We start from the raw sequence: 21,237 nt of genomic DNA, 5'->3' as shown, positions 1-21,237 counted from the left end.
CTTGGCCGGAAGCTTTGATTTGGTGCAGATGTGATGTGGATTTGGGCCGGAGCTGCTGACCGTGACTGCAACCACCGCCATCCGCGCCCTGCGCGGCCGCCTGCTCTGGTTCACGGCTGATCCGCACGACGCGGGCGAGCGCGCGCATCGCTTCGTCGAGGACGGTCTGCTGGTCATCGAAAGCGGGCTGGTGAAGGCGGCGGGCGAGGCCAAGGCGCTGCTGTCCACGCTGCCGGCCGATGCCGAGGTCGTCGACCATCGCCCGCATCTGATCATGCCGGGCTTCATCGACGCCCATATCCACATGCCGCAGACACAGGTTGTCGCCTCCTATGGCGCGCAGCTCATCGAGTGGCTGAACAAATACACCTTCGTCGAGGAGCAGAAACTCGGCCAGCAGGGCCATGCCGAGAAGCTCTCGCGCTTCTTCCTCGACGAGCTTCTGGCGAGCGGCACCACGACGGCAGCCGTCTACTGCTCGGTCCATCCGCAATCGGCGGAGGCATTCTTTACGGAATCCGACCGCCGCAACACCCGCATGATCGCCGGCAAGGTGATGATGGACCGCAACGCCCCCGAGGCCCTCACCGACACGGCCGAAAGCAGCTATCGCGACTCCAAGGACCTGATCGCGCGCTGGCACGGCAGGGGCCGGCAGCTTTATGCCATCACCCCGCGCTTCGCCCTAACCTCGACGCCGGAGCAGCTGGCGGCGGCCGGCCGCCTCGCCGCCGAGCATCAGGACTGCCACATCCAGACCCATATCAACGAGAACCGCGCCGAGATCGCCTTCGCCCGCGAGCTTTATCCGCAGGCCGCCGACTATGCGGACATCTATGCGCGATACGGGCTGCTGGGCTCGAAGAGCCTGATGGGCCACAGCATCCACATGCTCCACAACGAATGGCGCGCCTTCGCCGAGGCCGGCGCCGTCGCCGTGTTCTGCCCGACCTCGAACCTCTTCCTCGGCTCAGGCCTGTTCGACTGGGCCCATGCCCGGACGCTGGGCGTGAAGGTCGCCGTCGCGACGGATATCGGCGGCGGCACCTCCTATTCGATGCTGCGGACCATGGCCGAGGCCTACAAGGTGCTGCAGCTTCAGGGCCAGTCGCTGCCGGCCTTCGCGGCGCTGCATGCGATCACGCTCGGCAACGCGGCGGCACTCGGCCTCGACCACCTGATCGGCTCCTTCGAGCCCGGCCGCGAGGCGGATGCGGTGGTGCTCGACACGGGCGCGACGCGGGCGATGGCGCACCGGCTGGAGACGGTGCGCGATCTGGCGGAGGAGCTTTTCGTGCTCGTCACGCTCGGCGACGAGCGCAATGTCGTCGCGACTTATGTGATGGGGGAACTGGCTAGCGCATCGTCGTTCTCGGGCGGCGCCTAGCGCCGACCCGAGAATCTCAGGACGAAAAAGCTGGTTTCCGAGACGGTCGGGTCAAGCCCGACCATGACGGCTATGGTCAGCCCAGCACGCCGCCCTTGCGGGCGTAGTCGACATAGATCTCGCGCAGGCGCAGCGCGGTCGGGCCGGGGGCGCCGTTGTGGATCGTGTGGCCGTCGATCGTGGTCACCGGCATGACGAGGCTGGTCGCGGAGGTGATGAAGGCCTCCTCGGCATCGAGCGCCTCTTCTAGCGTGAACTCGCGCTCCTCGAAGGAGAAGCCCGACTCCGCCAGATAGGCGAGCACGGCCTTGCGGGTGATGCCCGGCAGCACCTTGTTGGAGAGCGGGCGCGAGATCAGCGTCTTGTTCTTGACGATCCAGGCGGTCGACGAGGCGCCCTCGGTCACCACGCCGTCCTCGGTCAGCCAGGCTTCCTGCGCGCCGTTCTCCAGCGCGAACTGCTTGGCGAGCACCGGAGCGAGCAGGTTGACGCTCTTGATGTCGCGGCGCGCCCAGCGCAGATCCGGCGTCGAGACTACCTTGATGCCGGTCTTTGCCGTCGGCGCGTTCACGAAGTTGCGGGCCTGGGTGAACATCACCAGCGTGGGCGCCACATCCTTCGGGAAGGGGAAGTCGCGATCGGCCGCGCCGCGCGAGACCTGCAGGTAGATGCCGCCCTCGTCGAGGCTGTTGCGCTTGATCAGCTCCTCGTGGATCGCGACGAGCTCGGCCTTCGACCAGGGCAGTGCGAGCCGGATCTCGCCGCAGGAGCGTTCGAGGCGGGCCAGATGCGCCTCGCAATCGACCAGCTTGCCGCCGATCACGGCCGAAACCTCGTAGATGCCGTCACCGAAGATGAAGCCGCGGTCGAACACGGAAATCTTCGCCTCCTCCTCGGGGAGATAGGCGCCATTGACATAGACGATACGGCTCATCGGGGGAGGCTCGCTTGCGTAAGAAGGAAGGCTTTCCTTCCTAGATCATGCTGCGCCCGGATGGAAACGCCCCCGCGTCATTCCAGGGCTTCGCGCAGCGAAGGGCCGGCTTTGGGGGCACGGCATTTTTCCAGGAAAGACCGATAGAGCGCTCACGCCCTCAAATTCAAGAACCGGGTCGGGATCGCGCCGCGCAGGTTCTGCTCGAAGCCGGCGAGTTTCGGCGAGACGAGGTTCTTGGTCGAATAGTGCAGCACCGGGATCCAGGGCTGCTCGGTGATGACGATGCTGTCCGCTTCGCGCAGGACGGCCGCGCGCCTCGCGATGTCGAGTTCGTCCGCGGCGAGCTTCATCAGCGCGTCGAACTGCGAACTGGCGTATTTGCCGATGTTGAAGCCCGCATTGTCGCTCTGGAACAGGAAGAGGAAGTTCTGCGGATCGGAATAATCGCCAATCCAGCCATAGCGGGCGACGTCGAAGTCGCCACCCTCGCGCAGATAGGCGAAATGCGTGCGGAAGTCGGTCTCGACGAAGCGGGTCTCGACGCCGATGCCGCGCCACTGCTCGGCGATGGCCAGCGCGGTGTTACGGTTGTTGTCGGTGGTGTTGAAGCGGAATTCGATCTCGAGCGGTATGCCGTTGCCGAAGCCGGCCGCGGCGAGCAGGCGTCTGGCCTCGTCCTCGCGCTCCAGCATCGACTGATGGCGGAAGTCGAGCTCGGCGCGCTCCCCATAATTGCGAATATGGGGCGGGATCACGCCATAGGCCGGCAGCATCGTGCCGCCCCAGACCCGGTCCGCGATGAATTCGCGGTCGATCTGCAGCGAGAGCGCCCGGCGCACGCGCGGATCGTCGAAGGGCGCCTTGGCCGAATTGAGGATCAGGAAATAGGTCGCGAGATAGGGGCCGATCCGGACCTGCTCGCCAAGCTTCCCGCGCAACTGCTTGAACTGGTCTGCCGGGATGTCCGTGGTGAGATGAAGCTCGCCCGCCTGGAAGCGCCGCGCGGCCGCCAGCAGGTCTGAAGCCGGGTAGAAGATCACCGTGTCGATCTTCACATGGGCTGCGTCGTGGAAATGCGGGTTGCGGTCGAGCCGGATATGCGAGTTCGGTGCGAGCTCCTTGAGCGCATAGGCGCCGTTGGTGATCCAGTTTTCCGGGCGTCCCGGTTCCTGCGCCGCGCGATCGATGGTGGCGGGGTGGACCGGCAGTGCGCTCTGATGGGTCAGGAGTTCGAGCAGATAGGGCGTCGGCCGCTCCAGCACGAGCTCCAGCGTCTGCTCGTCGGGTGCGCTAACGCCCAGCTCTTCGAGCGAGGAGCCTGGCACCGCTTTGTGGATCGCCTCGGCGTTGCGGATCGGGAAGAGCAGGTTGGCGTATTTCGCGCCGGTCTCCGGGTTGATGATGCGCCTGAAGGAGTAGACGAAATCAGAGGCCTTGAACGGCTCGCCATTGGACCATCTGGCTTCGGCACGCAGCTTGAAGCGCCAGAGCCTGCCATCCGGGCTCATCGTCCAGCTCTCGGCGACGCCGGGGACGACCTCGCCCCTCATGTTGTGGATGACGAGCCCTTCGCGCAGGTCGCGCAGCAGATGGGCTTCGGCTACGGTCGAGGTGCGGTGCGGATCGAGCGTCTCGGGGTCGCCGTCATTGCCGCGGTGGAAGACGATCTTGCTTTGCGCCGAAGCGGCGCGGGCCGCGGCCAGCATGGCCGCGAGAGCCAGGGGCGCCTGGCGGCGCGTGACGTCGAGCATGGCGACCTCCCCTCAGGCGGGCGCCGTTGCGAGCGGTGCCCGACTTCAAGGGAGTAGAACCCGTCCGCTTGAGTCTGCCAAGTCGGAAAAAGCGAGCCTGCGCTATGGTGCCACGATGGCGCGGTCGTTTTCGAACGCCGTCCGGCAATCCGCGGCCTTCTTGCCGCATTCGGACAGAGCGTTCCGGCGGGCCGTTTCGAGATCCTTCGTGCCGTACCGGTAGGAGAAGGCCTTGGCCGTTCGGCTGACGGCCATTACCTTTTCGCCGGGGGCGCTGAAATAACCCTCGAATACGGAAGCCCGGCCCTGGAGCCCAAGGCGCTCGAACTCCGATTGGGGCCGCTCGGCGGGAAGGGTCGGCAGCTTCCAGGCACGCAGCGAAGTGTCCATCTCCGGCAGCCAGACGAAGCGGGCTCTGGTGTTCAGCAAGACTGCGTGGCCGCTCGGCTTGATCTCCGGCAACGCGATGAAACGCACATCGCCGCCGCGATCGAGAGCCGCTGCTCGCATGCGGTCGACCACCGGCGGCGGGAAAAGCTCGTCGTTGCCGGCATAGACCCAGAGCTGAGGGATCGTGTCCTTCCAGGGCCAGTGCCGGACGGTCGCGACGAGCGCATCGCGGCCCTTCTCGACGCAGTCGCCGAAGTCGAGGCCGCCGGCGAGGTTGATGACGGCCTTCAAGCCCGGCGGCTTGCGCTGGGCGAGCGCCATGACCGCAGCCCCGCCTGCCGATTGGCCGAGCGCGATGATGCGATCGGGATCGACATCGGGTCGCTCGGTCAGGGCCTTGAGTGCGGCTTCGAGTTCCTTCGCCTCGTTCTCGAAGCGCTGCACCATGTTGGGCAGACCGCAGCCCGCTCCTTCCGCGGAGAAGGGGCCGTCCGACTGTCCGAAGCCACGCCGGACGACGACCGCGGCGATCCAGCCGCGGCGGGCGAGGTCGCGCGCGACGCCGGCATAGTCGACAGCGCGCAGGTCACTCATCTTCGCATGGCTCGGCGCCTTGCCATGCGTGATCAACGCGAGCGGCCGCCGGCCCGAGGCATGGTCGGGGCGGACGATCAGTGTTTCGAGGCGAGTCCCGCGCCCGTCGATCTGAACGCGTAGGAAGCCGGGCTCCTCCCGCAACGGCTCCTGCGCCTCTGCCGCCGTTGCGGCGAGGCCGACGACAAAAGCGGCCAGCAGGCGCAGCAAGGCCATGACGCGGATCAACGCGCCGCTGTCGCCGCCGCGCTTTCCTGCGCCTCGACCACCGCCACCGCCGTCATGTTGACGACGCCGCGTGCCGTCACCGAGCCCGTGAGGATATGGGCGGGCTTGGCGGTGCCGATCAGGATCGGCCCCACCGGCAGGGCGTCCGCCAGCACCTTGGCGAACTGGTAGGCGATGTTGGCGGCGTCGAGATTCGGGAAGATCAGGACGTTCGCGACATCCTTCAGGGTCGACGAGGGCAGGACGCGCTCGCGCGTCAGCGGCAGCATCGCCGTGTCGGCTTCCATCTCGCCGTCGCATTCGAGCTGCGGTGCGCGCTCGCGGATCAGAGAGAGCGCCTTGCGCATCTTGAGCGAGGTCGGGGTGTCCGCCGCGCCGAAATCCGAATGCGAGAGCAGGGCGACCTTGGGCGTGAGGCCGAAACGCTCGACATGGTTCGCTGTCAGCAGCGTCATGTCCGCGATCTCCTCGGCCGTGGGATCGTGCTTCACATGCGTGTCGGAGAGGAAGAAGGCGCCCTTGTTGGTGATGATGAGCGTCATCGCCGCGAGGTCGCAGACGCCCGGCGCCAGCCCGATGATGTCCCGGATGTGCCTGAGCCGCGACATGAAGCGGCCCTCGAGGCCGGAGATCATCGCATCCGCCTCGCCGCGCGCCACGGCCAGCGCCGCGATCACGGTGTTGTTGGTGCGCACCAGCGCCCGCGCCGCCTCTGGCGTGATGCCGCGCCGGCCGGCGATGTCGAGATAGGTCTGGACGTAGTCGCGATAGCGCGGATCGTCCTCCGGATTGACCACCTGGAAGTCGATGCCGGGCTTGAGGGACAGTCCGAAGCGCTGGATGCGGCTCTCGATCACGCTCGGGCGGCCGATCAGGATCGGGATGGCGAGCCCTTCCTCCAGCGCGACCTGCGCCGCGCGCAGCACGCGCTCATCCTCGCCCTCGGCATAGATCACGCGCTTGGGATCGGCCTTGGCCTTCTGGAACAGCGGCTTCATCAGGAAGCCGGAACGGAAGACGAAGCGCGAGAGCTGCTCGCGATAGGCCTCGACGTCGATGAGCGGCTTGCGCGCCACGCCGGTCGCCATGGCCGCCTCGGCCACGGCCGGAGCGATGCGCATGATCAGGCGCGGGTCGAAGGGGTTCGGGATCAGCGAGGTCGCGCCGAAGGTCGAGGCTTCGCCGCCATAGGCGCGCGCCGCGACGTCCGAGGTCGCCTCGCGGGCGAGCGAGGCGATGGCGCGCACGGCGGCGAGCTTCATCGCCTCATTGATCGTCGTCGCCTGCACGTCGAGCGCGCCGCGGAAGATGTAGGGGAAGCAGAGGACGTTGTTGACCTGGTTCGGATAGTCCGAGCGGCCGGTGCAGATCATCGCGTCGGGCCGTGCCGCCAGCGCATCCTCAGGCGTGATCTCGGGGTTGGGATTGGCCAGCGCCAGGATCAGCGGCTTCGGGCCCATGCGCTTGGCCATCTCGGGCTTCAGCACGCCTGCGGCCGAGAGGCCGAGGAAGACGTCGGCGTCGCCGATGACATCGGAGAGGGTGCGGGCGTCGGTCTCCTGCGCATAGACCTCCTTCCAGCGGTCCATCAGCGTGTTGCGGCCCTTGTAGACCACGCCGTCGATATCGCTGACCCAGATATTCTTGCGCTGCGCGCCGATCTCGACCAGCAGGTTGAGGCAGGCCAGCGCCGCAGCGCCGGCGCCCGAGACCACGATCTTGACGTCGGCGATCTTCTTGCCCGCGAGGTCGAGTCCATTCAGCACCGCGGCCGAGACGATGATCGCCGTGCCGTGCTGGTCGTCATGGAAGACCGGGATCTTCATCCGGGCCTTGAGCTGCTCCTCGATCTCGAAGCACTCCGGACCCTTGATGTCTTCGAGGTTGATGCCGCCGAAGGTCGGCTCCAACGCCGCGACGACGTCGACGAACTTCTCGATGTTCTTCTGCTCGACCTCGATGTCGAAGCAGTCGATGCCGGCGAATTTCTTGAAGAGGACCGCCTTGCCCTCCATCACCGGCTTGGAGGCCAGCGGGCCGATGTCGCCGAGGCCGAGCACCGCCGTGCCGTTGGTGACGACGGCGACGAGGTTCTGGCGGGAGGTGAGTTCGGCGGCTTCCGCGGGATCGTCGACGATCGCCTCGCAGGCGGCGGCGACACCGGGCGAATAGGCGAGCGCGAGGTCGCGCTGGTTGCCGAGCGGCTTGGTCGCCTGGATCTCGAGCTTACCCGGGCGTGGCTGGCGGTGATAGACGAGCGCGCCCGAGCGCAGATCGTTCGAGAGAGTGCTTTTCATGGCGCCTGTCTTCCCCGCAGTCCGAACGCTGCTGGTCGCGCGAAAGGCCATGCGCCGTCAAGCCGGAAGGATGCCTCAATCGACCGCAGAGCCGGGCAAATGTCGGGCGGCGATCGGGAGCGGCATCGCCTGTTGAATCACGTTCTCAACAAGGTGAATCAAGCTGTTAACGTGATGAATCGGATTGCGAGCATTGGGACGCAATCGGTGGAAATGACTCAGGAAAATCGACGCGAGCTCCACCGTCATTCCGGACAAGCGGCGTAGCCGCGCCGATCCGGAAGCCATGGAAGGCGCCACGCTCCACGATGGATTCCGGGTCTGCGCTTCGCTTGCCCGGAATGACGGAGAGGGTGATGCGAGCTCAGAACGCCTTGAACGTGATGATCGTGTGCGTGTCGGCGATCTCGGGGATCGACTGCACCTTCTGGGCTACGAAATGGCCGATATCGACATCGGCCGCGACATGGAACTTGGCCAGGATGTCGTAGTTGCCGGCGGTCGAGTAGATCTCGGAGGCGATCTCGCGATCCGCCAGTTCGCTGGCGACCTCGTAGGTCTTGCCGAGCTTGCATTTGATCTCGACGAAGAAGGTCTGCATCGCGCGCTCCGAAACTCTGATGCGGTCTGGATAAGGCATCGGCCCGAAAAGTGGAATGCGGTTTTCGGGTGAGTTGATGCCTAAACCAACGCTTCCCCGGACGTGGTGAGATCAAGCGCCGGCGAGCGCGGCGATGCGTCTGGTCATCGCATTATCCGGATCGGTGAGGCCCGAGACGATGGTGAAATGGTTCGCTTCGGGGATTTCCTCGTAGCGCGTCGTCACGCCTTCGAGCCCCCACACATCGACAAGCCGGCGGCTCTGCCTGAGATACTCCTCACTCTCGGCGCCGCCGACGACGGCATCCATCGTCAGCGAGGCCGGGGCCGGCCAGAACAGCGGGCTTTCACGCTCGGCCTCCTCCAGCGTGAGGCCGAGCGCTTGGTTGATGCTCGTCTCGACCAGAGGCTTAAGGTTGTAGAGGCCGGAGATTCCATAGGCGGCCGGCACGACATGCTCCGGCAGGTCGGGATCGACATTCTTCCAGTTCGTCGCCAGCACGCAGGCGCTGAGATGCCCGCCGGCGGAATGGCCGGTCGCGATCACCGGCAGGTTGAAGCGTTGCCAGAGCGCGGCCGCGGCATGCTGTGCCTCCCAGACGATATGGCCGAGCGAAACCTGCGGGCAGAGGTCGTAGCCGATGACAGCGACGGGCAGGCCGAGTCGGTTCAGCCCGCGCGCCATATGCGAGAAGAAGCTGCGGTCGAGCGCCTGCCAGTAGCCGCCATGAATGAACATGACGAGCGCGTTGCCGCGCTGGGTCTCCGGCTTGAACAGGTCGTAGAACTGCCGCTCGCCCTCGCCATAGGAGACGCCGAGCTCGCAGAGCGCCGTGGAGCGATAGGCCTCGGCATCCGCCTGCCAGCCGGCGATGATGCCGGGATGCTCCGGCACGCGGGCGCGGTTGTTGTACTCGGTCTCGTAGTCGGGTGACATCGGCATCCTGCTCGCCAAGGCGATCTTCAGGTCCAACGTGGCAGCCATGGCGCCGTTCCGCCAGCGCTTTCGCCGCCGATGCTTTTGACAGGACACGCGCCTGCGGCCAAAACGCGCCGACCCGCCGGAGCGTGGGACAAGGAGGCCGCCATGGAAAATCCCGTTCTCGCCGAAGTCACGCGCGGCAACACCGTCGAGTCGCGCCATCGCGGCTCCGCGATCGTGGTCGATGCCGATGGCGCGGTGGTCTTCGCAGCCGGCGATCTCGAGCGGCCGGTCTTCCCGCGTTCGGCCGTGAAGGCGATCCAGGCCCTGCCGCTGCTGGAGAGCGGCGCGGCCGACCGCTATGGGCTGACCGAGGCCGAGATCGCGCTCGCAGTCTCCTCGCATTCCGGCGAGCCGCTCCATGCCGAAACCTCACTCGGCATGTTGAGGAAGGCGGGCCGCGAAGCCGGCTGCCTCGAATGCGGGGCGCATTGGCCGATGAACGAGAAGGCCGCCCGCGCGCTGGCCAAGTCCGGCGCCGAACCGAGCGCGCTCAACAACAACTGCTCCGGCAAGCATGCCGGCTTCGTCTGCCTCTCCTGCGGCCTCGACGAGGACCCGGCCGGCTATGTGAAGGCTGGCCACGCCGTCCAGCAGGCCGTGCGCGGCGCGCTGGAAGCGGTGACGGGCGCCGCCCATACTTCCGAGCACATGGGCACCGACGGCTGCTCGATCCCTTCCTATGCCGTGCCGCTCAACGCGTTGGCGCTCGGCTTCGCCCGCCTCGGCACCGGCCACGGCTTCGGCCCAGAGCGGGCAAAGGCTGCGGCGCGCATCCGGGCGGCGGCCGCGGCGCATCCCTTCATGGTCGCGGGCACCGACCGCTATGACACGCGGCTGATGACCCTGCTCGGCGCACGCGCCTTCACCAAGACCGGGGCCGAGGGCGTCTACTGCGCGGCCCTGCCGGATCTGGGTTACGGCATCGCGCTCAAATGCGACGACGGCGCCGGCCGCGCCGCCGAGGTCGCGCTCGGCGCGCTCATTGCGCGTTTCCTGCCGATGGACGAGGCGACAGCAGCCGATTTCGCGCCGTTGCGCGAGGCCGTGCTGAAAAACTGGAACGGCATCGAGGTCGGCCGCGTGCGCGCGCCGGCCGCCTGAGAGCAGTCAGCGACCCGCGACAGCGAGGCTCAGGCCGATCGCGGCCAGCGCCCGCGACAGGCGATCCGTTCCCGGCCGGAAGGCTTTCACCCGTGTCGCAGGCTTAGAGCCGGCCGCCGGCTTCAGCCAGGGCACATGGACGAACAGCACCGGCCGCCCGGCCATCGCGGGGTGGTTGAGCGCCGCCGCATAGCTTGCATCGCAGAGATAGCGCCCGGCCGAGGGCGAGAGGCGGCTGGCGATGCCGAGGCGGCGCAGATGCGACAGCGCGCCGAGCGGCCGGCCCGTGGTCAGCTTCGGCAGACCGCCCCCACGGCTCGTGCTTTTGGGCGTGCGCCCGGTCGCATCGGGATGCAGCGGGTTCGAGCGGCCGCGCGCATACAGCTCGACACGGACATTGCGGGCGCGCGCCGCGACCCCGAGCAGCAGGATCGCTCCGGGAGCGGCAGCGTCGATCTCTCGTCGCAGAGTGGGCAGCCCCGCCGCATAGCTTGTTTCAAGAATTGCGGAGCCGATCCGCAGGCCGGAATTCCGCAGGCGGGCCTCGACGAGTTTCGCCAGCCGCGTCGTGGGATTGATTCTGACGCCCGGAAAAGGGCCGAAGCCGGTGACGAGAAGGTCCAGCGTCCGGTTGCTGCTCATAGTCCCAATGCCTTCGCGATTTCCTCGGCCGCCAGGGTCGGCGCCAGCTCTCCCGATGCGACGGAGGCTTCCAGCTCCGGCGTGCGGGCCTTGAGCGCCGGATCGTGCCGCAGCTTTGCCTGCAGCCGGTCCTGGACCATCGTCCACATCCACTTCACATCCTGCCGGCGGCGCTTCTCGGCGATCAGGCCCTTGGCCTCGAACCGGTCGCGATGCTCCTCGACCTTGGCCCAGAGCGCATCGAGGCCTTCCCCGGTCAGGCCCGAGATGGTGACGGCCGGCGTGCTCCAGAGCGACGAGGTCGGCGCAAGGATATGCAGCGCCGCCTTGTACTGCGCGGCCGCGACGCGAGCGGGCGTTGCCCCCGCACCGTCGGCCTTGTTGACCGCGATCATGTCGGCGAGCTCGATGATGCCCTTCTTGATGCCTTGCAGCTCGTCGCCGGCATTGGGCAGCATCAGGACGAGGAAGAAGTCGGTGAGGTCGGCGACGGCCGTCTCCGACTGCCCGACGCCGACCGTTTCGACCAGGATCACGTCGAAGCCGGCCGCCTCGCAGAGCAGCATCGTCTCGCGGGTCTTGGCCGCGACGCCGCCCAGCGTGCCAGACGAAGGCGAGGGGCGGATATAGGCGTTGGGGTCGACGGCGAGCCGTGCCATGCGGGTCTTGTCGCCGAGGATGGAGCCGCCGGTCCGCGTCGAGGACGGATCGACCGCGAGCACCGCGACCTTGTGGCCCTTGCCCGTCAGATAGGTTCCCAGCGCATCGATCGTCGTCGACTTGCCGACGCCCGGCACGCCGGTGATGCCGACGCGGATCGCTTTCCCGGTATGCGGCAGCAGCCGCTGGATCAGCTTCTGCGCCTGCGCGCGATGGTCCGCCCGGCGGGATTCCGCCAGCGTGATGGCGCGTGCCAGCGCCGCTCGCTCGCCGGCGAGGATCGCGTCGCCGAGCGAGTCGGCAGGGGAGGTCGGGTCGGCCATGGCGCCAGTTAGCAAGGCGGCATCGCGGGCGACAAGCTATCCCCGCGCATCCTCAATCCTTCATCACTGTGTCATGCGCGCATCTTGAGGATTCGGCGCGGTGGTGGGACGACTGAACGATGATGTGCGTTGCGAAGCGGCTTCGTGTCCTGATGTTCGTGCTGCTTGCGCCGGTGGTGCTCGCCGGCTGCGGCACGCCGCGTGTGCTGGAGCTGAGCCAGGCACCCAAGGCCGATGTCGCGGGCACGGTCCAGATTTATGTCGCGACTACCCGCGAGCCGTCGGCGCAGCCGGTCTATTTCAGCGGTGAGCGCGGGCGGAGGCTTGCATTCGGTCGGCTCGACGTCACCGTCCCGCTGAGCCACAAGGCCGGCGAGCTGGAACTGCCCAGCTCCGGGCCGGGCGATCCGTCGAAACATTTCACGGTGACGCAGATCCAGAAGCTCGACCTTGCCCCTGTGCTGGCCGATGTGCGGCGGGATATCCAACGCCTGCCGGCCGCGCAGCGCGACGTGCTGGTCTTCGTCCACGGCTACAACACCAATTTCGCCGACGCCGCCTATCGCTTCGCGCAGATCGTCTACGATTCCGGCTTCAAGGGCATAGCGGTCCTGTTCACCTGGCCCTCTCGCGGCGAGCTCCTGGCCTATCCTTATGACCGTGAGAGCGCCTTCTATTCGCGCGATTTCCTGGAGCTCAACCTGCGAGCGATCGCGCGTGACCTCGGCCCCACGAAAATGGACATCCTCGCCCATTCGATGGGGACGATGCTGACGCTCGAGGCGCTGCGGCAGGCCGCGATCCGCGGCGACGGAGATTTCGGCGGCAAGCTGCGCGACGTGATCTTGGCGGCGCCGGATGTCGATCTCGACGTCTTCAGGACGCAGATGCGGGAGATCAGGCGTCCCGTCACGGTCTTCGTCTCAGCCGACGACCGGGCACTTGATTTTTCGCGCCGCTTCGCCGGCGACAAGAAGCGGCTCGGGGCTGTTTCGAGCAAGGATACGGAGACGATCGCCCAGTTGGAGAAGCTCGGCGTGAAGCTCATCGACCTCTCTGAAATCTCGTCCGGCGATGGCCTCAACCATGGCAAGTTCGCCTCGTCTCCCCGTGTGGTGCAGCTCATTGGCGAGCGGCTCAGGCAGGACAAGGGCGTCGGCTTCTCCGGGCCGCAGTTCGGCGACCGGCTCGGTGATGTCGCCGGTGGCGTGGTCGGCACGGTCGGCTCCACGGTGGGGCTCGTCGTCACCGCCCCGATCACGATCCTCTCCGGCGCGCGCTGATGTCGCCTTGGTGCAACGCTCGCGTCTTTCCATGAAGCGGACGGCGGGATTGCCGCATTCTGGCCGCGTTGGCCTGTCCTTAAGGTGGGGCTGGCCAATTTCGGCCTCTCTCGAATCATCGGATGCCTGACCTCATGCCTGTCACGAGGCGCGATTTCTCCTGCCGTTCGCTGGTCCTGGCCGCTCTGCTGCCGCTGGGGCTTTCCGCCTGTGCGCAGAGCGAGGCGAGTGTTTCGCCCTTCTCCGAGCCGGAGCGGGCGGATGCCTCGTCGCTCGGTAAGGAGCCGCGGCTGCTCGTGATGACCACCCGCAATGCGACGGGCAACACGGCGCCCTATTTCGGCACCGACCGCGGCCCGCTGACCTTCGCGGAGATCAAGCTCGATCCGCCCGGCCGCGGCATCGCTGGCCGCGTTTCCTCCGCCGTCAGCGGCGACTGGGCGGTGCTGGGCGCGGAGCGCGAGACCAGCCGCGACGCCACGCGGGCCTTCGCCCAGGCTGCGAACGGCCGCGACGTGCTGCTGTACGTGCACGGCTTCAACGAGAGTTTCGAATCGGCCGCGCGTAGCGCCGGACAGCTCTCGCACGCGCTCGAATTCCAGGGACGCACGGCGCTCTTCACCTGGCCCTCGGGCGGCAAGCTCTTCGACTACGCCTATGATCGGGAAAGCGCTCTCTGGTCCCGAGACGGCTTCGTGCAGGCCCTCCAGGCGCTCGTCGCCAACCCGACCGTCGGGCGCATCCACATCGTCGCCCATTCGATGGGGACGTTCCTGACGCTGGAAGGCCTGCGCGAGCTGCGCGACTCGCAGGATGTCTACGCCCGGATCGGCTCGGTCGTGCTGGCCTCGCCGGACGTCGATATCGACGCCTTCGAGCAGACGGTGAAGAAGCTCGGGCCGCTCGCTCGCCGCATGACGGTCATCATCGATCCGGGCGACAGGGCGCTCGCGCTCTCGGCCCGCATCGCCGGTGGCGTGGCACGGGCCGGCGCCGCCGACCGCTCTCGGCTGGAATCTCTGGGTGTGCGCGTCGCCGACACCTCTGGCCGCGGCTGGAGCATGCTGCGCCACGACCTCTTCCTGTCCAACAGCGAGGTCACGCAGGTGGTGCGCCGCGCGATGGATCGCGGCCTCTGAAGGCCGCCCCTAGATCGGCGGCAGGCCGGAACGCTTCTTGATGGTCGCCAGCGCGAAGTTGGATTCGACCGACTGGATGCATTTCAGCTTCGTCACCTTCTGCTTCAGGAAGCGCTCATAGCCCTCGATGCCGTCTGTGACGACGCGCAGCAGATAATCCTGCGAGCCGGTCATCAGATAGCATTCGGCCACCTCGCTCCAACTCTCGACCGCCTTCTCGAACTCGGTGATATGGTCCTGGTTCTGCTGGATCAGGCGCACCGAGACGAAGACGCTGAAGGGCAGGCCATAGGCCTTGGGGTCGACGATCGCGGCATAGCCTTGGATGACGCCGGTTTCCTCCAGCCGCTTCAGGCGGCGCAGGCAGGGGGTCGGCGAGAGGCCGACGCGCTGCGAGAGGTCCTGGTTGGTGATGCGTCCGTCCTCGCGCAGCACGGCGAGGATTCGGCGGTCGATTGTATCGAGCATGATATGCTCTCCGTAGGCCTTGGATGAGCAGGAAGCTGCAGAGAGGATGTTAAGGCGAGCCTGATCGACCAAGCAATGGCGTTCCTGCGAGATTATTCTGAGCGGCAGAGGCCGTCGCGCCCGTCGCGGCACAGGAGGAAAAGTCCATGAGCGAAGACAGCTATCACAAGGACCGGATCGCCAATCGCCGGCTTCATCCCGAGACGCTGATGATGGGCTTCGGCTATTCGCCGGCGATGTCGGAAGGCTCGCTCAAGCCGCCGGTCTTCCTGACCTCGACCTTCGTTTTCGAGAACGCCCAGCAGGGCAAGGACTTCTTCGATTTCACCTCGGGCCGGCGCCAGCCGAAGCCCGGAGAGAAGCCGGGTCTCGTCTATTCGCGCTTCAACCATCCCAATATGGAGATCCTCGAGGATCGCCTGGCGATCTGGGACGAGGCCGAGAAATGCGCCGTCTTCGCCTCCGGCATGGCCGCGGTCGCGACGACCTGCTTCGCCTTCCTGCGTCCGGGTGACACGATCCTGCATTCCCGCCCGCTCTATGGCGGCACGGAAACGCTGCTCAAGAACCAGATGGGCGCCTTCGGCATCACGCCCTTCGGCTTCACCGACGGGCTCGACATCGCGCAGATGCGCAAGGTCGCCAAGGAAGCCGCCGCCAAGGGCCGCGTCGGCATGATCCTGGTCGAGACGCCGGCCAATCCGACGAACGGCCTCGTCGACCTCGCCGCCTGCAAGGCGATCGCCGACGAGCTGGAGAAGTCGCAGGGCCATCGCCCGCCCGTCGTCGTCGACAACACGCTCCTCGGCCCGAAATACCAGAAGCCGCTGAACCTCGGCGCCGACCTGACCCTGCTCTCGCTGACCAAATATGTCGGCGGCCATTCCGACCTCGTCGGTGGCTCGATCAGCGGCTCCGAGGCGCTGGTGCGGCAGGTGAAGAGCTGGCGCGGCTCGCTGGGCACGCAAGCGGACCCGAATTCCTGCTGGATGCTGATGCGCTCGCTGGAGACGCTCGACATTCGCATGAGCCGCGCCAACGAGAACGCAAGGCTCGTGGCCGAATATCTGGAGAAGCACCCGAAGGTCGCCAAGGTGCATTATCTCGGCAACCTGAAGGCGGGCGACCCGCGCAAGGCGGTGTTCGACCGGCAATGCGTCGAGCCCGGCTCGACCTTCGCCTTCGACGTCAAGGGCGGCGAGAAGGAAGCCTTCGCCCTGCTCGATAACCTGCAGATCATGAAGCTCGCGGTCAGCCTCGGCGGAACGGAGACGCTGGTCTCGCACCCAGCCGCGATGACGCATTCGGGCGTCGCGAAGGAACTGCGCGAGGAGATCGGCCTCACCGACGCGCTGATCCGCATTTCGGTCGGCATCGAGAACATCGAGGATCTGATCTCGGATCTGGCGCAAGCTTTCGAAGCTGTGTGAGCGCGGCCCCCTAAACCCCGACCCTTCCCCAGCCCGGCAGCTTTAGCGCCGGGCTGCGCAGGTCCAGCCCCGCGACGAGGCCGAGCAGGTTGATCTCGATGCCCTCGACCCAGCCGACGCTCACCCCGGCGAGCCCGAAGAGCGAGGCCTGGATGCCGGTGCGGCTGGCGGTCAGCCCCGCGAAGACGCCGTCCGCGCGCCAATCCTTGCCGATGGCTGTGGGCGGCAGGGCCTCTCGAAGCTCCGGCACCTCGGACAGTACATGCTGGACGAAGCTGTTCGAGTTCGGCCCCGGCCAGGCGAGATAGCTGCCGGGATTGGAATAGGCATAGCTCGCCACTGCGGCGCGGATCTGCGGGATCAGCCGTTCGGCCGCCTCGCCACGAATCTCCGCGACCGGTTCCGGCATATTGCCATACCAGCGGCCATCCGCCTCGCGGTGGTTGACGCGCACCGGCGTGCCCCAGCCGACGACGTCGAAGCGCGTATAGGCGCTGGCGCCGCGCTCCTTCACTACCACCCAGGAATGATGCGCGAAGATGCCGCGCCAGCGCCCGACGCGCGCGGCGAAGACATGAATCGTCGCCTCGGGCTCGATAGTCGCTGCGGGCAGCAGCTTCGCGCTCGTCCAGTCGGCGGCGCGCCAGTCCGGCGCATGCGTCTGCCAGACCCACCAGCCGGCATGGCTTGCGACCGGCAGCAGGAAGGCGAGGGCGAAGAACGCGAGGAAGCGACGCAGGAAACCCATGCGTTACGATATCGGCGGGCCTTTCGGGGCGACAAGGACCCCGGCGATCACGCTCCTGTCAGCAAGCGGGCCAGCGGTGATCGGCGCTGGCGCATATTTCGGCAGCGTTGCCCACACGCGAAGTTCCGTCGCGCCCGCGGCCGGTTGATGCCGGGGGGAAAGCTGGTAGCGTGCGCGCGCCTGAGCGTGATGGAGGGGCAGATTGGGTAAGACGACGACGCGACTGGCCGGGGCCCTTGCGGCCTGTGCGATCGGACTTGGGCTGCTGGCGGCGCCGGCAAGCGCGCAGGACAAGCAGCTGCGCATCTTCAACTGGTCGGACTATGTCGACCCGGAGGTGCTCGACGCCTTCAAGAAGGAAACCGGCATCACGGTCGTCTACGACACCTTCGACCAGATGGAGACGGTCGAGACCAAGCTGCTCGCCGGCAAGACCGGCTATGACCTCATCGTCGTCACGGCTTCCTTCCTGCCACGCCACATCCCGCTCGGTCTCTACCAGCCGGTCGACACGGCCAAGGCGCCGAACCTCAAGAACCTCTGGCCCGAGATCCAGAAGCGCCTCGACAAATACGATCCCGGCAACAAATACGCCGTGAACTACATGTGGGGCACGACGGGGATCGGCTACAACGTCGCGAAGATCAAGGAACGGCTCGGCCCCGATGCGGTGATCGATTCGTGGAAGATCGTCTTCGAGCCCGATCAGCTCAAAAAGCTCTCAAACTGCGGAGTCCACGTCCTCGATGCGGTCGAGGAGATGTTCCCGGCCGCGCTGCGCTATCTCGGCCTGAACCCGGACTCCAAGAACGAGGCCGATCTCAACAAGGCCGGGGAGCTGCTGCGCAAGATCCGCCCGCACATCCAGAAATTCCATTCGTCCGAATACATTAACGCGCTGGCGAATGGCGATATCTGCCTCGCCGTCGGCTATTCGGGCGATATCCTCCAGGCCAAGAAGCGCGCCGAGGAAGCGAAGAACAACGTCCAGATCGCCTATTCCATCCCGAAGGAGGGCGCGTTGATGTGGTTTGATTCCTTCGTGATCCCGAAGGATGCCGGCAATGTCGATGCGGCGCTGAAGTTCATCGATTTCGTCAATCGTCCCGCCATGGCGGCGAAGAACTCGGACTTCATCCAGTATGCCAACGGCAATCTCGCCTCGAAGCCGCTGCTTTCGCCCGCGGTGCGAGACAATCCGGGAATCTACCCTTCGGATGAGGTGATGGGCCGGCTCTATACGATCACGCCCTACGACCAGAAGGCCCAGCGGGTGGTCAACCGCCTCTGGACGCGCGTCAAGACCGGCAAGTGAGCGGGGCCGGCCAAGCGAGTGCTTTCGATAAGGTTGCAGCCGCCATGAGGAAGAGTTCGCCCGGCAGCGTGCGCCGGGCCTTCCAACCCTGGAACGACCCGGCGGCGAAGCCGCTGGTCGAGTTTCGGGGCGTGACCCGGCGCTTCGGCGAGGTGACGGCCGTTAGCGACCTCTCGCTCGCGCTCTATCCGCGCGAGTTCTTTGCGCTGCTCGGCCCCTCCGGCTGCGGCAAGACCACGCTGATGCGGATGCTCGCCGGCTTCGAGACGCCGGATGAAGGCACGATCCTGCTCGACGGGCAGGACATCACGGCGGTGCCGCCGCATCTGCGGCCGGTCAACATGATGTTCCAGTCCTACGCGCTGTTCCCGCATCTGAGCGTCGCGGGCAACATCGCCTATGGCCTGAAGCGCGAGGGGCTGCCGCGCGCCGAGATCGACCGGCGCGTCGCCGAGATGCTGGAACTGGTGAAGCTCGGCGGCCTCGGCGGGCGCAAGCCGCACCAGCTCTCCGGCGGCCAGCGCCAGCGCGTCGCGCTCGCCCGCTCGCTCGCCAAGCGTCCCAAGCTCCTGCTGCTCGATGAGCCGATGGCGGCGCTCGACAGGAAGCTGCGGGAGCAGACCCAGTTCGAACTGATGGACCTGCAGAGCGAGCTGGGCCTGACCTTCATGGTCGTCACGCACGATCAGGACGAGGCCATGACGATGGCAGACCGCATGGCGGTGATGGATCACGGCAAGCTCGTGCAGATCGGCCCGCCGGACGTGATCTACGAGGCGCCAGCGAGCCGCCACGTCGCCGAGTTCGTCGGCGACATCAACATCTTCGAGGGGCATGCGGAGGCGGTCGAGGGTGAACTCGTCCGTGCACAGGTGCCGCTGGTCGGCGCTGTGGAGCTCGACGAGGAGGCGCCGACGCTGAAGCCGGGCGAGGCGCTGCTCATCGGCATCCGGCCCGAGAAGATCGAGATCAGCCACGACGAGCCGGCGCAACCGGTCAACAAGGTCGCCGGCGAGATCTGGGACATCGGCTATCTCGGCGATTTCACCATGATCCAGGTCATGGTCGGAGGGGAGGGCGGCAAGCTCGTCAAGGTCGCTCTCGCCAACCGCACCCGCCGGCTGGCACGGCCCTTCGCCTGGGACGATAGGGTCTGGCTTTCCTGGGATGTCGAGGCCGGGCTGGTGCTGCCGCCATGAGCGTGGCCAGCCCCGCAAAGCGGCTCGGTCGGCTCGTGGTGGCCGTGCCCTATCTCTGGCTCGGGCTCTTCTTTCTCGTGCCATTCGCCATCGTCCTGCGCATGGCCTTCTCGCAGTCCGCGATGGCGCTGCCGCCCTATGCGCCACATTGGGAGGGGCTCGCGCAACTCGGTGATTTCCTCTCGCAGCTTGATCCCGCGAACTTCCGGCTGCTGGGGGACGATGCGCTCTATTGGGAGAGCTATCTCTATTCGCTGCGCATCGCCGCGCTGACGACCCTCTTTGCCCTCGCGATCGGCTATCCGCTGGCCTATGCGATGGCCTCTGCTCCGCCGCGCTGGCGCGGCCTGCTGCTCGTCTTCGTGATCCTGCCGTTCTGGACCTCCTTCCTGATCCGCGTCTATGCCTGGATCGGCATCCTCAGGCCGCAAGGATTGCTCGATGCGGGCTTGAGCCTGCTGGGCTTCGAGGGCGAGCCGCTTCGCCTGCTCAACACCGAGACGGCCGTGCTGCTCGGCATGGTCTATTCCTACCTACCCTTCATGGTGCTGCCGCTCTTCGCCACGCTGGAGAAGCTCGATCGCGGCCTGCTCGAAGCCGCCGCCGATCTCGGCGCAACGCCGCTCAAAGCCTTCCTGACGGTGACCTTGCCGCTCTCGCTGCCCGGAATCCTCGCCGGCTCCGCGCTGGTCTTCATCCCGGCCGTCGGCGAGTTCGTCATCCCGGACCTGCTCGGCGGCCCCGATACGGTGATGATCGGCAAGGTGCTCTGGAACGAGTTCTTCTCCAACCGCGACTGGCCGTTGGCCTCGGCAGTGGCGGTGGTGCTTCTCGTCGTGCTGGTGCTGCCGCTCGTGCTGCTCCAGCGGGCGCGCCTGCGGCGGGAGATGGCGGCGTGAGACGCCTCGGTCCCGGCCAGATCCTGGCGCTGATCCTCGGCTTCGCCTTCCTCTATCTGCCGATCCTCACGCTGATCACCTATTCCTTCAACGCCTCCCGGCTGGTCACGGTCTGGGGCGGCTTCTCGACGCATTGGTATGGGGCGCTGCTGAAGAATGAGCCGCTGCTTGATGCCGCCTGGCTCTCGATCCGCCTCGGCTTCGTCTCGGCGACGCTGGCGACCATTCTCGGCACGCTGGCCGCGCTGGCCTTGGCGCGGCATGGCCGGTTCTTCGGCCGAACCTTGTTCTCCGGCATGGTGCTGGCCCCGCTCGTCATGCCGGAGGTGGTTACGGGGCTTTCGCTGCTGTTGCTCTTCGTGGCGAGCGATATCGAGCGCGGCTTCTGGACTGTGACCATCGCTCACGCCACCTTCAGCCTCGGCTTTTCCTGCATTGTCGTGCAGTCGCGTCTGGCGGGCTTCGACCGTTCGCTGGAGGAGGCGGCGCAGGATTTGGGCGCCACGCCCTTCGTCACCTTCTGGACCGTGACCCTGCCGCTGATCTGGCCGGCGGTGGCGGCGGCCTGGATGCTCGCCTTCACGCTCTCGCTCGACGATCTGGTCATCGCGAGCTTCACGACGGGGCCGGGCGCCACCACCTTGCCGATGCGCCTCTATTCGGCGGTCAAGCTTGGCGTCTCGCCCGAGATCAACGCGGCCTGCACAATCATGATCGCGGTGGTGGCCGGGGTGGTGATCGCAGCCTCGCTGCTGCTCAAGCGCGAGCAGCTAAACGCCGGCTGAACGGCGCCCTCAAAAGCCGTTCAGCCACGATCTGCGAATGTCCGATCCATGGCGGGGATGACCCTGCTGGAAAAGG

At 66.6% G+C, this 21,237-nt stretch carries 20 protein-coding genes; 9 read left to right on the top strand and 11 right to left on the bottom strand.

Annotated elements, in window-relative coordinates:
• Nucleotides 1-61 precede the first annotated feature (61 nt).
• Complete coding sequence (gene guaD / locus BoBH3_RS22150) at nt 62-1,387, top strand: guanine deaminase (protein ID WP_262333021.1); 1,326 nt, start codon at nt 62-64, stop codon at nt 1,385-1,387.
• Between the two features lie 76 nt (nt 1,388-1,463).
• On the opposite strand, the gene BoBH3_RS22145 is transcribed toward guaD, so the two are convergent.
• The 7 genes from BoBH3_RS22145 to BoBH3_RS22115 all read right to left on the bottom strand — a co-directional run bounded on the left by BoBH3_RS22145 (nt 1,464) and on the right by BoBH3_RS22115 (nt 9,169).
• A complete protein-coding gene (locus BoBH3_RS22145) occupies nt 1,464-2,321 on the bottom strand; it encodes a D-amino-acid transaminase (RefSeq protein ID WP_262333020.1) in 858 nt (285 codons plus the stop codon).
• Nucleotides 2,322-2,473: 152 nt separating this feature from the next.
• Nucleotides 2,474-4,075 (bottom strand): peptide ABC transporter substrate-binding protein, encoded by a 1,602-nt coding sequence (locus BoBH3_RS22140; RefSeq protein ID WP_262333019.1) that lies wholly within the window; start codon nt 4,073-4,075, stop codon nt 2,474-2,476.
• Nucleotides 4,076-4,177: 102 nt separating this feature from the next.
• A complete protein-coding gene (locus BoBH3_RS22135) occupies nt 4,178-5,275 on the bottom strand; it encodes an alpha/beta hydrolase family protein (RefSeq protein WP_262333018.1) in 1,098 nt (365 codons plus the stop codon).
• Between the two features lie 8 nt (nt 5,276-5,283).
• Nucleotides 5,284-7,584 (bottom strand): NADP-dependent malic enzyme, encoded by a 2,301-nt coding sequence (locus BoBH3_RS22130; protein ID WP_262333017.1) that lies wholly within the window; start codon nt 7,582-7,584, stop codon nt 5,284-5,286.
• Between the two features lie 75 nt (nt 7,585-7,659).
• A complete protein-coding gene (locus tag BoBH3_RS22125; RefSeq protein ID WP_262333016.1) occupies nt 7,660-7,872 on the bottom strand; it encodes a hypothetical protein in 213 nt (70 codons plus the stop codon).
• A 76-nt stretch (nt 7,873-7,948) separates the two neighbouring features.
• A complete protein-coding gene (locus BoBH3_RS22120; RefSeq protein ID WP_038361355.1) occupies nt 7,949-8,185 on the bottom strand; it encodes an Lrp/AsnC ligand binding domain-containing protein in 237 nt (78 codons plus the stop codon).
• Between the two features lie 111 nt (nt 8,186-8,296).
• Nucleotides 8,297-9,169 (bottom strand): alpha/beta hydrolase, encoded by an 873-nt coding sequence (locus BoBH3_RS22115; RefSeq protein WP_262333015.1) that lies wholly within the window; start codon nt 9,167-9,169, stop codon nt 8,297-8,299.
• A 102-nt stretch (nt 9,170-9,271) separates the two neighbouring features.
• On the opposite strand from BoBH3_RS22115, the gene BoBH3_RS22110 reads away from it, so the two are divergent.
• On the top strand, nt 9,272-10,270 hold the full coding sequence (locus BoBH3_RS22110) for an asparaginase (RefSeq protein WP_262333014.1): 999 nt from the start codon (nt 9,272-9,274) through the stop codon (nt 10,268-10,270).
• A gap of 6 nt (nt 10,271-10,276) precedes the next feature.
• Here BoBH3_RS22110 and BoBH3_RS22105 read toward each other — a convergent pair whose 3' ends face one another.
• Complete coding sequence (locus BoBH3_RS22105) at nt 10,277-10,912, bottom strand: pyroglutamyl-peptidase I family protein (protein ID WP_262333013.1); 636 nt, start codon at nt 10,910-10,912, stop codon at nt 10,277-10,279.
• Nucleotides 10,909-11,895, bottom strand: a complete 987-nt coding sequence (gene meaB, locus BoBH3_RS22100) for a methylmalonyl Co-A mutase-associated GTPase MeaB (protein ID WP_262333077.1) — start codon at nt 11,893-11,895, stop codon at nt 10,909-10,911. The genes BoBH3_RS22105 and meaB overlap by 4 nt, the downstream gene beginning before the upstream one ends.
• 119 nt (nt 11,896-12,014) lie before the next feature.
• Between meaB and BoBH3_RS22095 the strand changes: the two genes are divergently transcribed.
• Together BoBH3_RS22095 and BoBH3_RS22090 are read left to right on the top strand one after the other, a co-directional pair.
• The gene (locus tag BoBH3_RS22095; RefSeq protein WP_262333012.1) at nt 12,015-13,178 is read left to right on the top strand and encodes an alpha/beta hydrolase; all 1,164 of its coding nucleotides are present in this window, start codon (nt 12,015-12,017) and stop codon (nt 13,176-13,178) included.
• 134 nt (nt 13,179-13,312) lie between these two features.
• Entirely contained in the window at nt 13,313-14,317 is a 1,005-nt protein-coding gene (locus BoBH3_RS22090) for an alpha/beta hydrolase (RefSeq protein WP_262333011.1), read from the top strand.
• Nucleotides 14,318-14,326: 9 nt separating this feature from the next.
• Here BoBH3_RS22090 and BoBH3_RS22085 read toward each other — a convergent pair whose 3' ends face one another.
• Nucleotides 14,327-14,785, bottom strand: coding sequence for an Lrp/AsnC family transcriptional regulator (locus BoBH3_RS22085; protein WP_262333010.1), 459 nt, complete (start codon nt 14,783-14,785; stop codon nt 14,327-14,329).
• 146 nt (nt 14,786-14,931) lie between these two features.
• On the opposite strand from BoBH3_RS22085, the gene BoBH3_RS22080 reads away from it, so the two are divergent.
• Nucleotides 14,932-16,215, top strand: a complete 1,284-nt coding sequence (locus BoBH3_RS22080; RefSeq protein ID WP_262333009.1) for a cystathionine gamma-synthase family protein — start codon at nt 14,932-14,934, stop codon at nt 16,213-16,215.
• A gap of 10 nt (nt 16,216-16,225) precedes the next feature.
• On the opposite strand, the gene BoBH3_RS22075 is transcribed toward BoBH3_RS22080, so the two are convergent.
• Nucleotides 16,226-16,963, bottom strand: a complete 738-nt coding sequence (locus BoBH3_RS22075) for a DUF3750 domain-containing protein (protein WP_262333008.1) — start codon at nt 16,961-16,963, stop codon at nt 16,226-16,228.
• A gap of 202 nt (nt 16,964-17,165) precedes the next feature.
• On the opposite strand from BoBH3_RS22075, the gene BoBH3_RS22070 reads away from it, so the two are divergent.
• Genes BoBH3_RS22070 through BoBH3_RS22055 form a run of 4 tightly spaced genes read left to right on the top strand, consistent with a single transcriptional unit; the run spans nt 17,166 to nt 21,161 of the window.
• On the top strand, nt 17,166-18,278 hold the full coding sequence (locus BoBH3_RS22070) for a polyamine ABC transporter substrate-binding protein (RefSeq protein WP_316045124.1): 1,113 nt from the start codon (nt 17,166-17,168) through the stop codon (nt 18,276-18,278).
• 44 nt (nt 18,279-18,322) lie between these two features.
• Nucleotides 18,323-19,477 carry an ABC transporter ATP-binding protein gene (locus BoBH3_RS22065; RefSeq protein ID WP_262333007.1) on the top strand — a complete coding sequence of 385 codons (1,155 nt, stop codon included), beginning with the start codon at nt 18,323-18,325 and terminating at the stop codon, nt 19,475-19,477.
• The gene (locus tag BoBH3_RS22060; protein WP_262333006.1) at nt 19,474-20,376 is read left to right on the top strand and encodes an ABC transporter permease; all 903 of its coding nucleotides are present in this window, start codon (nt 19,474-19,476) and stop codon (nt 20,374-20,376) included. Before BoBH3_RS22065 ends, BoBH3_RS22060 begins: the two co-directional genes overlap by 4 nt.
• On the top strand, nt 20,373-21,161 hold the full coding sequence (locus BoBH3_RS22055; RefSeq protein ID WP_262333005.1) for an ABC transporter permease: 789 nt from the start codon (nt 20,373-20,375) through the stop codon (nt 21,159-21,161). Before BoBH3_RS22060 ends, BoBH3_RS22055 begins: the two co-directional genes overlap by 4 nt.
• Nucleotides 21,162-21,237 lie beyond the last annotated feature (76 nt).

The sequence above is a fragment of the Allobosea sp. BH3 genome, assembly GCF_025499465.1.
In the GTDB taxonomy this organism is placed as follows: Bacteria; Pseudomonadota; Alphaproteobacteria; order Rhizobiales; family Beijerinckiaceae; genus Allobosea.
Note: the sequence above shows the minus strand (reverse complement) of the source record. Positions and strands in the feature narration are given on the sequence as shown.